The following is a 13,160-nucleotide window of genomic DNA, read 5'->3' on the forward strand; positions in this document are numbered from 1 at the left end:
CTTGGCTCGCATCGTCCTGAAGATCGACGTCGACACGCTGCGCGGCACCCGCGAAGGCGTGCCGAATCTCGCGCGCATCTTCGACCGCTTCAAGGCGCGCGCCACCTTCCTGTTCAGCCTCGGGCCCGACCACACCGGTTGGGCGATGCGCCGCGTCCTGCGGCCGGGCTTTCTGAAGAAGGTGTCGCGCACGTCGGTGGTCGAGCATTACGGCGTCAGGCAGTTGATGTACGGCGTGCTGCTGCCCGGTCCGGACATCGGCGCGAAGGCCGCGGCCGAGATGCGCGCGATCCACGAAGCCGGCTTCGAGTGCGGCATCCATACGTGGGATCACGTGTACTGGCAGGACAACGTGCGCGCCAAAGATCGCGCGTGGACCGTCGCGCAGATGCAGCGGAGCCACGCGCGGTTCATCGAGATATTCGGCGCGCCGCCCGTCACGCACGGCGCCGCGGGCTGGCAGATGAACGGCCACGCGTTCGAGCAGATCGACGCGTGGGGCATGCGCTACGCTTCCGACGGCCGCGGCCACTCGCCATATCTGCCGGTGGTCGACGGCAGGACGCTGAAGCACGTGCAGATGCCGACCACGCTCCCGACGCTCGACGAAGTGCTCGGTGTCGATGGTGTCGATACGCACAACGTCGCCGCGTGGATGCTGAAACAAACTGAAAAAAATCCGCACGACCAGGTGTTCACGCTGCACGCCGAACTCGAAGGACAGAAACTCGCGCCGGTTTTCGAACAGTTGCTCGAAGGCTGGCGCGCCCAGGGCCACACGTTCGCAACGATGGGCGATTACTACGCCACGCTAGACCGCGACACGCTGCCATCGTACCCTGTCGCGTGGGGCGAGATTCCGGGACGCTCCGGCGAACTGATCGTCCAGCCCTGAAGGCCCGCGACGCGGGAGTCGTTGGAAGGCGCGCCGCTTGTTGCTCGCCCATTGCCCGCCCGTTGCCCGCCTGTTGCCCGCTTCCTTGCCGGGTCTGACGATCGGACAACCGCGCGCCGACCGTATTCCCGAACAACAACAACCTCGACGACAGACCGGCCGACGCCGCGGCACCTAGCGACGCCAGCCCCAATAACCGGAGAACCTCGTGTCCATCGCAGTCGACCAACCCATCCCCGACTTCACCGCCACCGCGACGGGCGGCGAAATCACGCTGTCAAAGCTGCGGGGCAAGAAGGTGGTGCTGTATTTCTATCCGAAGGACAATACGCCGGGCTGCACGACCGAAGGGTTGCAGTTCCGCGATCTGTATCCGAAGTTCAAGAAAGCCGGCGCGGAAGTGATCGGCGTGTCGCGCGACAGCCTGCGTTCGCATGACAACTTCAAGGCTAAGCTCGAACTACCCTTCCCGCTGATTTCCGACCCGGAAGAAACGCTGTGCGCCCTCTTCGCCGTCATCAAAATGAAGAAAATGTATGGCAAAGAGGTACGGGGAATCGAGCGCTCCACGTTCCTCATCGACGCCGATGGCGTGCTGCGCCACGAGTGGCGCGGCGTTAAAGTGCCGGGCCACGTCGACGACATTCTGGAGGCTGTACAAGCGCTTTGATGCGCGTTATATTGGCCCGCAATGAGTGCCTGTCCACCCCACATTATTCTCCGCTGCGCCAGCCCTGACGGCCGCCTGACCGGATCCACCGGTGCCGTTCGGAGCGTGAGGCGCAACGTGAGCATCATCGTCGAGCCGCTTGCCCCGAATGCCGGGGCGGCGGCTTTTTTAATTGCGCGCGACCGTTCGTTCATTGGTTCGCGCGCTTCCGTCAAGGAGCCTATCGAAAACCAGGCGAACCGGCATCTCTAGACCGAATGCGCGCCTCCTCGCGCAGACTCGATGTCCCGTGAGGGCATCGTCAGAATGCGACGGGCGGCGCACGATATGTGACCCGATCATTTCGAGGGAAACCATGCCTTTGCCTACTCCCCCCAACAAGCTCGGCAATCTTTTGTCGCCTGACGAATACAAGGCCAAAGCCGTCACGCCCGCGCGCTCCACCGCGAAAAAACAGGCGCGTGAAGGGGAATCCGCAGAGTCGGCCGATTACGGCCGCGTCAATGTCGCGACACCGATGGCGCACGCTGCCAACGCCGCCACCACGTTGTGGCCCGTGCCCGCCGTCGAGTCGCCGCCCGCCGCGCAACCCGCGCCCGCGCGCGGCCGCAAGACCAGGCAGACCGCCGCGCTGTTGCAGCCGGTTCCGTCCGCACGCCCGCAGTTCGAAGCCGACGCGACAGAAGCGCAGCCGATCGTCGCACGCGCGCCTGCCGCGAAGCAGCGCACGGACGAAACAGCCGCCGCGCCCGCCGCAGCGAGCCCTGCCGCCACGCGCAAGAAACGTGGCACGGGCGCCACGCCAGCCGAGGTGCAGAAGCTTTTCGTGCTCGACACCAACGTGCTGATGCACGATCCGAGCTGCCTGTTCCGCTTCGAGGAGCACGACGTCTATCTGCCGATGATGACGTTGGAAGAGCTCGACAACCACAAGAAGGGAATGTCGGAAGTCGCGCGTAACGCGCGTCAGGTGAGCCGCACGCTCGACGCGCTCGTCGCGAACGCGGGCGACATGGCCGACGGCATTTCGCTCGCGCGTCTGGGCAGCCGCGAAGCGTCCGGGCGGCTGTACTTCCAGACCCGGCTGACCGCGATCGAGCCGGTCGAAGGTCTGCCCGAAGGCAAGGCCGACAACCAGATCCTCGGCGTCGTGCGCGCGCTGCAGCGCGATCGCGCGGATCGCCAGGTCGTGCTGGTGTCGAAAGACATCAACATGCGCATCAAGGCGCATGCGCTCGGTCTGCCCGCCGAAGACTACTTCAACGACCAGGTGCTCGAGGACAGCGACCTGCTGTACACGGGCATCCGCGCCCTGCCGCAAGACTTCTGGACCAGGCACGCGAAGGGCATGGAAAGCTGGCAGGACACGAAAACCGGCACCACGTACTACCGCGTGACGGGTCCGCTGTGCGCATCGATGCTGGTCAACGAGTTCGTTTATCTGGAGCCGCAGAACGGCGAGCCCGCGTTTCATGCGCTGGTGCGCGAACTGAACGGCAAGACCGCGCTGCTGCAAACGCTGCGTGACTACGGCCACCACAAGAACAACGTGTGGGGCATCACGGCGCGCAATCGCGAGCAGAACTTCGCGCTGAATCTGCTGATGAATCCGGACATCGACTTCGTCACGCTGCTCGGCCAGGCCGGCACCGGCAAGACGCTGGTCGCACTCGCGGCGGGTCTCGCGCAGGTGCTCGACGACAAGCGCTACAACGAGATCATCGTGACGCGCGCGACGGTGCCGGTCGGCGAAGACATCGGCTTTCTGCCGGGCACCGAAGAGGAAAAGATGCAGCCGTGGATGGGTGCGTTCGACGACAACCTCGAAGTGCTGCAGAAAACCGACGACGCCGCCGGCGAATGGGGCCGCGCCGCGACCCAGGAGCTGATCCGCTCGCGCCTGAAGATCAAGAGCATGAACTTCATGCGCGGCCGCACGTTCGTCGACAAGTATCTGATCATCGACGAGGCGCAGAACCTGACGCCGAAGCAGATGAAGACGCTCGTCACGCGCGCGGGTCCGGGCACGAAGATCATCTGCCTTGGCAACATCGCGCAGATCGATACGCCTTACCTGACCGAGGGCAGTTCGGGCCTGACCTATGTGGTCGATCGCTTCAAGGGCTGGGCGCACAGCGGACACGTAACGCTGGCGCGCGGCGAGCGCTCGCGCCTCGCTGACTACGCGTCGGAGATTCTCTAGACGTCGTTCGCCGGTTTTTTTTCGGCTTTTGATCGCAGGCCGCGTCCGGTTCGTTCCGGACGCGGCCTTTTTATTGCGCCGGCGTTCCACGCAGGCAACACTTAGCGCACAAACTTCAAGTAATTTATCAACAATTCTTGCCGCAGCCTTGTTGGGCGGCTACCATCCCGACATCCTCAGTGAGTAAATGGGCGCTTACCGCCCGTGCCGTCTTCATGCGCCGACTCGCCTTATCGCTGCTGCCCGTCCTGCTGCTCGCCGCCTGTGCCGGCGCGCCGCAGAAGACGTCGCGCGGGTCAGGCGGCAGCGTTGTCGCGAACGGCGCCTATCGCGCGCCGCCGCCCGGCTTTCCCCACTTCGTCGATCACAGCATCGGCCGCGAGGAAATCTCCATTCAGGCGATGAGTCTCGTCGGCGTGCCCTACCGCTGGGGCGGCAATACGCCCGACAGCGGCTTCGATTGCAGCGGGCTCGTGCGGTACGTCGTGCTGCGCGCGGCGTCGGTGAACCTGCCGCGCACGACGGCCGAGATGAGCGGGCGCGGCGAGTCGATCGAACCGGACGAAATCGCGCCAGGCGATCTGATCTTTTTCAACACGACGGGGCGCGCGCATTCGCACGTCGGCATCTACGTGGGCAAGCTGCGCTTCGTCAACGCGCCATCGACGGGCGGCACCGTGCGGCTCGACTATCTGACCAATCCCTACTGGGCGAAGCGCTTCGACGGCATCCGCCGGATGGCGGGACCGGCGGCAACGCCGGCGCCGTTCGATACGCCGAGCTATCAGGCTGCGGCGCCGCAAACCGAGCGAGGTGCTGCGGCCGCGGCGATGGGCACGGCAACAACCGTGGCAGTTCCGGCAGCGTCGACCTACGCGGGCCCGACGGCGCTGTCCAGCCCGGCGTCGATGGCAACGGCCCGGCCGGTTGCGAGCGCGACGCCGGCGACCCGTGCGGGCGGCGGCACGCCCGTCGTGCAAGCCGATCAATTCGAGCCGCCGCCGTCGGGCCTCGGCGCCGCGCAGCTGCAGGCACGCTCAGCGGGCGCCGTGGCAGCGACGATGGTCCCCGCGGCTCAGGCGAGCACGTTTGAAAGCGGCGCTCGTTCGCCCGCTCAACCGATGCAGTCCGCGACGACCGCCCGCACCCTTGCCCAACCTTCGCCCGACCCGATCGACGCCGCCGCCGATGCATTCGAACCGCCGCCACCCGCCTCCATCGCGGAACGCCAGGCCCGGCAGATGCAGCAGACCGAAGGCACTGGATCCGTGCAGCTCATGCGTGCGTCGACGGCTTCCCACGGCGTGCCCGCACCCACTCAAAGCAGCGACGACCCGATCGCCCGTTTCGCGAACGGCAACTTCTGACGCCGTGATCTGCTATCGTCATCGATATTCTTTCGACGGCGGGTAACGACCATGGAACTCGGGCTCAGAAATAAGGTGGTGCTCATCACCGGCGGCAGCAAAGGCATCGGTTTCGCGTGCGCGCGCGCCTTCGCACAGGAAGGCGCGAAGGTCGCGATCGTGTCGCGCGACCCCGCCAACCTTGCGCGCGCCTACGAACAGCTGAAACAGGAAGGATTCCACGTGCACCGCACGCGCGCCGACCTGCACGAAGCGCACAGCGCCGCCGATATCGTCGAGGAAGTCAGCACCGCCGTGGGCCCGATCGACGTACTGATCAACAGTGCCGGCGCCGCGCGCCGGTACGACCCCGAGACGCTCGATGCCGACGCATTCCGCGCGACGATGGAAGCGAAGTATTTCCCGTATATCTATCCGCAGCAGGAAGTGCTGCGCCGTATGGCCGAGCGCGCGAAAGCCAACGGCGGTGCCGAGCCGGGCACGATCGTCAATATCATCGGCATGGGCGGCAAGGTCGCGAGCGACATCCATATCGCAGGCGGCGCGGCCAACGCGGCGCTGATGCTCGCGACCGTCGGCCTCGCGCACTACTACGCGCGCTATGGCATCCGCATCAACGCGATCAATCCGGGCTCGACGCTGACCGAGCGCGTCGAGGAAGCGGTCCGGCTGGAAGCGGCGCAGCAAGGCATCGGCAATGACGAAGCGCTGGCGCGCGGCCAGGCCCGGATGCCGCTCGGGCGCTATGCAAAGCCGGAGGAAATCGCCGACGTGGCGCTGTTCCTCGCGAGCCGCCGCGCGAGCTATGTGACGGGCGCGATCATTCCGATGGATGGTGCGAATGCGCCGCTGATCTGAACGCGTCGTGCAACGCGCTTTTTAGTCGAACTGCGTAGGGACACCGGTGCGATGCCATGGGCGGCATGTAGCCAAAGGCCCGCGCGTGCTGTTCAGCCAAACTCAGCCGAACCCGGCAGCGCAGGCCATGCATCGCATGGTGATTACAGGAAGTGGTGGCCCAGCCACCAGGCCCCGCCGGACAGCACCGCGGAAGCCGGGATCGTCAGAATCCAGGCCCAGACGATGTTGCCGGCGACACCCCAGCGCACCGCGCTCAGCTTCTGCGTCGCGCCGACTCCGACGATCGCGCCGGTGATCGTATGCGTGGTAGAGACGGGAATGCCAAGCGCCGAGGCGGTAAAAAGCGTGATCGCTCCGCCCGCCTCCGCGCAGAAGCCGCCGACCGGCTTCAACTTCGTGATTTTCTGGCCCATCGTGCGCACGATGCGCCAGCCACCGAACAGCGTACCGAGACCCATCGACAGATAGCAGCCGCCGATCACCCACAGCGGCGGTGCGTCCGCCTTCATCGACGCGAAGCCGGTGGCGATCAGTAACATCCAGATGATGCCGATGGTTTTCTGCGCGTCGTTGCCACCGTGACCCAGGCTGTACAGGCCAGCGGAAAACAATTGCAGACGCCTGAAGCGACGGTCGACCTTGCTAGGCGGCGTGCGGAAATACAGCCACGACACCAGCAGCATGAAAAACGAGCCGAGCACGAAGCCGAGCAGCGGTGAAATGAAGATGAACGCGACGGTCTTCATCAGGCCATCCCAGTTCAGCGATCCCCAGCCCGACTTCGCGAGCGCCGCACCCACGAGGCCGCCGATCAACGCGTGCGACGAACTGGACGGAATGCCGTAGACCCAGGTGATCACGTTCCACGCGATCGCGCCGACCAACGCGCCGAAGATCACGTAGTGGTCGACGATGTCCGGGTCGATCGTGCCCTTGCCGACGGTCGTGGCCACCTTCAGGTGAAACACGAAATACGCGATGACGTTGAACGCCGCCGCGAACGCCACCGCCTGCTGTGGCTTCAGCACGCCGGTCGACACGACCGTGGCGATCGAATTCGCCGCGTCGTGAAAACCGTTCATGAAGTCGAACACCAAAGCAATGGCAACCAGGCCGGTGACGACCCAGATAGCGAGTTGTATCGATTGCATTATGCGTTTTCCAGCACGATGCCTTCGATGATGTTGGCCACATCCTCACACTTGTCCGTGATCGTTTCGAGCAGCTCGTAGATCGCCTTGAGCTTGATCAGGACCTTGACGTCGTCTTCCTCGCGGAACAGCTTCGACATCGCCGCGCGCAGCACGCTGTCGGCCTCCGATTCGAGCCGGTCGATGTCCTCGCAGGCCTTCAGGATCTGGCTCGCCTGCTTCATGTCCGACAGCAGGCTGACCGCGAACTGCACGCGCTCGCAGGTTGCCGTGCAGATATGCGCGAGCTGGCTCGCCTCCGACGTGACCGCTTGCACGTCATACAGCGAGATCGCGGTGGCGACGTCCTCCATCAGGTCGAGGATGTCGTCCATCGTCGTGATCAGCTTGTGGATCTCGTCGCGGTCGAGCGGCGTGATGAAGGTCTTGTGCAGCAGGTCGATGGCTTCGTGCGTGAGCTTGTCGGCCGCTTTCTCGGCCTTTTGTACGTTCTGCTTGTGGGTTTCGGCGTCCTGCAGATTGTCGATCAGGAGCTCGAGTTCGCGGCTTGCCGAAATGATGCACGTTGCGTGCGCATTGAAGATTTCAAAGAACTTGCCCTCGGTGGGCATGAATCGACCGAACATTGGGATCCTGGAAATGGGTCACGTTATGGCTGACATAAAAGCGCCATATTGTACCGTTCCGCCATCATTGCCGCACTCGCGACAGCGCCGTTACAACAGCCCACGGCGCCTTGCGTCACTCGCCGCCGTAGAAGTTCTGCGCGCCCGCAAAGTTATCGAACTTCGTGTATTGGCCGTGGAACGTGAGCCGAACGGGACCGATCGGACCGTTCCGCTGCTTGCCAATGATGATCTCCGCGGTGCCCTTGTCGGGGCTGTCCGGGTTGTACACTTCGTCGCGGTAGATGAACAGGATCACGTCGGCGTCCTGTTCGATAGCGCCCGATTCGCGCAGGTCCGACATGATTGGCCGCTTGTTGGGCCGCTGCTCGAGACCGCGGTTCAGCTGCGACAACGCGATCACCGGCACGTCGAGCTCCTTCGCGAGGCTCTTCAGCGAACGCGAGATTTCCGAGATTTCGGTCGCGCGGTTTTCGCCCGACGACGAGCCGCTCATCAACTGCAGATAGTCGATGATGATCAGTCCGAGCTTGCCGCACTGGCGCGATAGCCGGCGCGCGCGCGAGCGCAGTTCCATCGGGTTCAGACCGCCGGTTTCGTCGATGAAGATCTGTGCCTCGCTCATTTTCTGCACCGCATGCGTGAGCTTCGGCCAATCCTCGTCGGTCAGGCGCCCGGTTCGCATGCGATGCTGATCGAGCCGGCCGACCGAGCCCAGCATACGCATCGTTAGCTGCGTGCCCGGCATTTCCATCGAGAACACCGCGACGGGTAGTCCGTACTCGACCGCGACGTATTCGCCGACGTTCATCGAAAACGCCGTCTTACCCATCGACGGACGGCCCGCGACGATGATCAACTCGCCGCCGTGCATGCCCGAGGTCATACGATCCAGATCGACGAAGCCGGTCGGCGTGCCGGTCACGTCGCTCGGATTGGCGGTGTGATAGAGCGTGTCGATCCGCTCGACCACCTGGGTCAGCAGCGGCCCGATCTCGAGAAAGCCCTGGGTGCCGCGCGCGCCGTCTTCGGCGATCGAGAACACCTTCGATTCCGCTTCGTCCAGCAATTGCCGGACTTCCTTGCCTTGCGGGTTGAACGCGTCGGCGGAGATTTCATCGGCGACGGACACGAGCCGGCGCAGCACCGCGCGGTCGCGCACGATTTCCGCATAGCGGCGGATGTTGGCCGCGCTCGGCGTGTTCTGCGCGAGCGCGTTCAGGTAAGCGAGGCCGCCGACTTCTTCCGCCTTGCCCGAGGTGCCGAGCGCTTCGTAGACGGTGACCACGTCGGCCGGCCGCGTGGCCGCAATCAGCTTGCCGATGTGCTCGAAGATGATGCGGTGGTCGTAGCGGTAGAAGTCGCTTTTCGCGAGGAAGTCGGCGATGCGGTCCCAGGCCGCGTTATCGAGCAGCAGGCCGCCCAGCACCGATTGCTCGGCTTCGATCGAATGCGGCGGGACTTTCAGCGACTCGAGTTGGGGATCTTTGGACGGTGCGTTCATGGGGAGGAATTATCGGGCAATCCGGCGACGGCTGCGAGCGGAAAAAACGCAAATACGGTGATATACGAGAGATAGTCGGGCACAAAAAAAGCAGGGGCCGGTTTCCCGGCCCCTGCTCTTCACCAGCAATACGCTGGCTGATCCTGCCTGATGCTTGATGCGGTCGGCTTAGACGTGCTCGCCGATCACGGCCACCGTCACATCGACGAGAACGTCGGTGTGCAGCGAAACCTGAACCGGGTGCTCGCCAACCATCTTCAGCGGGCCTTCCGGCAGACGCACTTGCGCCTTTTCCACTGCGAAGCCTTGCTTGCCGAGCGCTTCGGCGATATCAGCGTTCGTCACCGAGCCGAACAGACGGCCGTCGACGCCAGCCTTCTGTTTGATCTGAACGGTCTGGCCTGCCAGCTTTTCGCCTTGAGCCTGAGCGGCTGCCAGCTTTTCAGCGGCGTGCTTTTCGAGTTCTGCGCGGCGCACTTCGAATTCAGCGAGGGCTTCCTTCGTTGCACGGCGAGCTTTCTTGTTCGGGATCAGGAAGTTACGTGCGTAACCGTCCTTGACCTTCACGATGTCGCCGAGGTTACCCAGATTGACGACTTTTTCCAGAAGAATGATTTGCATTCGGATGCTCCTTATCGCGTCGTCGGGTTAGGCCTTGTGCTGGTCGGTGTACGGCACCAGCGCGAGGAAACGTGCGCGCTTGATAGCCGTGTCCAACTGGCGTTGATAATGCGCCTTGGTACCCGTGAGACGTGCCGGCGTGATCTTGCCGTTCTCGCCGATGAAGTCCTTCAGCGTTTCGATGTCTTTGTAGTCGATGTACTCGACGCCAGCAGCCGTGAAACGGCAGAACTTCTTGCGCTTGAAGAGCGGGTTCTGTTGCTGACGACGCTTGTCGAATTTCTTACCAGTCGGGCGGGGCATGATTAGTCCTTTCCAATGTCCTGCAATGCTGTGATGTGAAATACCAGAGTTCGCGCGTTACGGTGCTTTTTAGCCAGAAAACCTGTGAAGAGCGTTTCGACGCCCATCTGACAGTTTTCGAGCTTACCGCTCGCTTCGCCCGCGGCGACCGCCTGCATGGTCAGTTCGACCTGACGGGCAATGCCCGCCTCGACGACTTCCGTGCGGTGGTGCAACGTGCAGCTGGCAATCGGAACGCCGGCGGGGGTGTACCGCACCGGTTCGCGTTCGACGACGCTCGCCGTAAGTTGCAGCCGGTTCATGTACCTGTTTATGTCTTCGTGTACGTGAGCGGAGCGACGCTGCGTGTCTGGCAGCTTAATAACGAGTCTTAAGCCTGCGCTTCGGTCGGCTGAGCTGCTGCCGACTTCTTGGCTTCTTCGCGCTGCACTTCCTTCATCATCGGCGACGGGCCGGTTTCGGCCTTCTTCATCTTGACGATGAGGTGACGCAGAACGGCGTCGTTGAACTTGAATGCGTGTTCCAGCTCGTCGAGCGTGGTCTGGTCGCACTCGATGTTCATGCAGACGTAGTGAGCCTTCGCGAGTTTCTCGATCATGTAGGCCAGTTGGCGACGGCCCCAGTCTTCGACGCGGTGGATCTGACCACCGTGCGACGTGATCGTGCCCTTGTAACGCTCGATCATGGCGGGCACCTGCTCGCTTTGATCGGGATGCACGATAAAGACGATTTCGTAATGACGCATTACACACTCCTTGTGCTGACTTTTGGATAGAAGCCGCCCGGGCGTCGGAACCGGTGCGGCAAGTGAGAAGCCCAAGAGTCTAACCCGAATGGGGACGGGTTGCAAGGAATTCCGCCGATTCGGCGGCGGAATCGGATGTGTTTTCAAGAGCTTAGGGTGGTGGGTCGCGGAAGTCGGGCCGTCCTTGCCCCTCAACCCGCTTCCGTGCGCTGGCTGCCGCTCTGCAAACGCGCTCTGAGCGCCGCTTCGAGTCCCTTGAGCGCATCGGGTGCGGCGTCCGAGATCGCCCACCAGGTCATGCCCGCCGCGTCCCAGTGCGCGATCGAATAGCCGTCGTGGGCGAGCGATGCCGGCGCCGCGCCGTCAATGCCACGCGTCGTGGACTGCGGAAACACATACACGTCGATCACGTGCTTGCCGTAGCGGTACACGAGCACCGCGACCCGCTGGTGCGCGAGGTAGTCGAGCCGGCCCCCCTCCAGCGCGAAGCCGGCCGCCGCGAGGTCCTCGACCGGCGGCGAATAGTCGAGCCGACCGTTGAACCATGGCTTGACCGTGTGACGGTCGGTCGAAATCACGTCGATGTCGCGGCCGGAAACCTGCGCGCGCACATGGCTTTCGATGAGTTCGTCGGTGAATGGCGTGAATTCGGCGGGACGGCGCAGCGTCAGCGTCAGGACAGCGGTGGCCACACACAGCGCAATCACGAGCACCGCGAGACCGCCGCGCGCGAGCACGCGGTTGGCGCCGCCAGCGGCATGCGGTCCGTTGAAGCCGATTAGCCGGCCGCGTGAATCACCCGAGCGACCCGGACCGCTGAAGCCACTGAGCCACCGGTCGAGCCACGCGGGCCGCCGCGCCCAACGACGCTGACGCTGAGGTTGGTACGTCGCCATGTCGGTCAGCCCGGCGCTAGCGCTGCCGGTAGACTCCTCCTCCGCATCTTCAGGCGCCGCCGTCGTGGCCGACCCCGCAGTTCCTCCCTCGACCGCGCCGGGCAAGCCCGCCACGATCCGCGCCCGCAACGACTGCGGCGCCCGATGATACGGCGCCGCGCGCAGCGCGCCGCTCAGCGCGCGCAGGTTGTCGCTCGCGCGCCGGCAGTCGTCGCAGCTCTCGATATGCTGCTGGACCCGGCGCGCATCGGGTGCCGGCAGTTCGTGATCGGCATTCGCCTCGAGGAGCTGCCGAGCTTCGTTACAGTCCATCCGGCGTCTCCTGAGCGGGGTCGGCGGCAGCGCCGGGAATGTTGAGGGGCCGGCCGTCGGCAAACGCCCGGAGTTGCGTCACTGTTGCGGTGGCGGGCACGACCGCCGATGATGCCGCGCGGCCGTCGCCGGAACTTCGCGGTGACCGGTCGGACGGCGCGCAGGGCGTGGACGACCCCGAGGGCGCGACTGCCGCCGACTGCACGACCCGCCCGGACTGCGCCCCCTGCTCCAGCGGCGCTTGCGTCGACCCGCGCCGATCACCCTGCCCGCCTTTGCGCCCCCCGCCAACCGACTCCCCCCCGCCTCGCTGCAGCGCCATCAACACCTCCGCCAGCTTGCGCCGCCCACGCGCGAGCCGCGACATCACCGTACCGATCGGCACATCGGCCACCACCGCGATCTCCCGATATCCCATCTCCTCGAGCTCGCGCAAGATCAGCACCTCGCGATACTCGACCGGCAAACGCGCCAACGCGTCGTGTACCTGGCGTGCATCCTCGTCGCGGATCAGCAGCGTCTGGGGATCGTCGCCGCCCGCGCTCCAGCCGTCGAGGGTCGCGTCGTCCATCGTTTCGTCGAATTCGAGCATGTCGTGCGACGGCGCGCGCCGGCGCCATTCCGTGTACCAGGTGCGGCGCACGATCGCGAGCAGCCACGGCCGCGCAGAGTCGCCGCGAAACGTATCGAAGAAGCGGAACGCGCGCATGAACGCTTCCTGCACGACGTCCTCGGCATCGTTCGGATTGCCGCACAGCCAGCGCGCGAGGTTGTACGCGGCGTCGAGATGCGGCAACGCCAGCTGCTGGAAGCGGCGGCTTTTCGCTGCATCGGCATCGGCGTCTGAATCGGTCTGGACCACGTGGGCCCCTCCAAGGGCATGGCGGCTGCGTCGTGCGGGTCGCTGTTGCGCGTCCCGCGTGGTGTCGTTCCTGACGTGTCTTTCACAGCAGAACTGGCCATAGACCGAGTTTATTCCCGACTCAGGCGAGCATTCGCAAGAAAG

The 13,160-nt window shown here is 64.4% G+C and carries 15 protein-coding genes; 6 read left to right on the top strand and 9 right to left on the bottom strand.

The genetic code is table 11. The annotated features are described in order from the left end of the window. Window position 1 precedes the first annotated feature (1 nt). The 6 genes from OKW35_RS37870 to OKW35_RS37895 all read left to right on the top strand — a co-directional run bounded on the left by OKW35_RS37870 (window position 2) and on the right by OKW35_RS37895 (window position 5,993). On the top strand, window positions 2-895 hold the full coding sequence (locus tag OKW35_RS37870; RefSeq protein WP_184029077.1) for a polysaccharide deacetylase family protein: 894 nt from the start codon (window positions 2-4) through the stop codon (window positions 893-895). A 208-nt stretch (window positions 896-1,103) separates the two neighbouring features. Further along, on the top strand, window positions 1,104-1,565 hold the full coding sequence (locus OKW35_RS37875) for a peroxiredoxin (RefSeq protein ID WP_429488649.1): 462 nt from the start codon (window positions 1,104-1,106) through the stop codon (window positions 1,563-1,565). A gap of 117 nt (window positions 1,566-1,682) precedes the next feature. Then, window positions 1,683-1,817 (top strand): hypothetical protein, encoded by a 135-nt coding sequence (locus OKW35_RS37880; protein ID WP_260321379.1) that lies wholly within the window; start codon window positions 1,683-1,685, stop codon window positions 1,815-1,817. 103 nt (window positions 1,818-1,920) lie between these two features. Beyond that, entirely contained in the window at window positions 1,921-3,768 is a 1,848-nt protein-coding gene (locus OKW35_RS37885; protein ID WP_429554723.1) for a PhoH family protein, read from the top strand. Window positions 3,769-3,983: 215 nt separating this feature from the next. Then, window positions 3,984-5,135: an NlpC/P60 family protein gene (locus OKW35_RS37890; protein ID WP_184064850.1), complete on the top strand. Its 1,152-nt coding sequence runs from the start codon at window positions 3,984-3,986 to the stop codon at window positions 5,133-5,135. Window positions 5,136-5,186: 51 nt separating this feature from the next. Next, complete coding sequence (locus OKW35_RS37895) at window positions 5,187-5,993, top strand: SDR family oxidoreductase (RefSeq protein ID WP_090804571.1); 807 nt, start codon at window positions 5,187-5,189, stop codon at window positions 5,991-5,993. A gap of 143 nt (window positions 5,994-6,136) precedes the next feature. On the opposite strand, the gene OKW35_RS37900 is transcribed toward OKW35_RS37895, so the two are convergent. The 9 genes from OKW35_RS37900 to OKW35_RS37940 all read right to left on the bottom strand — a co-directional run bounded on the left by OKW35_RS37900 (window position 6,137) and on the right by OKW35_RS37940 (window position 13,016). Further along, the gene (locus OKW35_RS37900; protein ID WP_184029113.1) at window positions 6,137-7,147 is read right to left on the bottom strand and encodes an inorganic phosphate transporter; all 1,011 of its coding nucleotides are present in this window, start codon (window positions 7,145-7,147) and stop codon (window positions 6,137-6,139) included. Beyond that, the gene (locus OKW35_RS37905; RefSeq protein ID WP_184043927.1) at window positions 7,147-7,773 is read right to left on the bottom strand and encodes a DUF47 domain-containing protein; all 627 of its coding nucleotides are present in this window, start codon (window positions 7,771-7,773) and stop codon (window positions 7,147-7,149) included. The genes OKW35_RS37900 and OKW35_RS37905 overlap by 1 nt, the downstream gene beginning before the upstream one ends. A gap of 115 nt (window positions 7,774-7,888) precedes the next feature. Then, window positions 7,889-9,277, bottom strand: a complete 1,389-nt coding sequence (locus OKW35_RS37910) for a replicative DNA helicase (protein ID WP_184064847.1) — start codon at window positions 9,275-9,277, stop codon at window positions 7,889-7,891. A gap of 168 nt (window positions 9,278-9,445) precedes the next feature. Next, entirely contained in the window at window positions 9,446-9,898 is a 453-nt protein-coding gene (rplI, locus tag OKW35_RS37915) for a 50S ribosomal protein L9 (RefSeq protein WP_090804561.1), read from the bottom strand. 27 nt (window positions 9,899-9,925) lie between these two features. Next, window positions 9,926-10,201, bottom strand: coding sequence for a 30S ribosomal protein S18 (gene rpsR, locus OKW35_RS37920; RefSeq protein WP_013588504.1), 276 nt, complete (start codon window positions 10,199-10,201; stop codon window positions 9,926-9,928). 2 nt (window positions 10,202-10,203) lie between these two features. Beyond that, window positions 10,204-10,503: a primosomal replication protein N gene (priB, locus tag OKW35_RS37925; protein ID WP_008922420.1), complete on the bottom strand. Its 300-nt coding sequence runs from the start codon at window positions 10,501-10,503 to the stop codon at window positions 10,204-10,206. 68 nt (window positions 10,504-10,571) lie between these two features. Next, window positions 10,572-10,946, bottom strand: coding sequence for a 30S ribosomal protein S6 (rpsF, locus tag OKW35_RS37930; RefSeq protein ID WP_090804556.1), 375 nt, complete (start codon window positions 10,944-10,946; stop codon window positions 10,572-10,574). 191 nt (window positions 10,947-11,137) lie between these two features. Continuing rightward, on the bottom strand, window positions 11,138-12,154 hold the full coding sequence (locus OKW35_RS37935; RefSeq protein ID WP_429554724.1) for an anti-sigma factor family protein: 1,017 nt from the start codon (window positions 12,152-12,154) through the stop codon (window positions 11,138-11,140). Continuing rightward, window positions 12,144-13,016, bottom strand: a complete 873-nt coding sequence (locus OKW35_RS37940) for an RNA polymerase sigma factor (protein ID WP_429554725.1) — start codon at window positions 13,014-13,016, stop codon at window positions 12,144-12,146. Before OKW35_RS37940 ends, OKW35_RS37935 begins: the two co-directional genes overlap by 11 nt. Between the last annotated feature and the right edge of the window lie 144 nt (window positions 13,017-13,160).

Origin of the sequence: Paraburkholderia sp. MM5477-R1 (genome assembly GCF_050436385.1) — a bacterium.
GTDB classification, from domain to species: Bacteria; Pseudomonadota; Gammaproteobacteria; order Burkholderiales; family Burkholderiaceae; genus Paraburkholderia; species Paraburkholderia tuberum.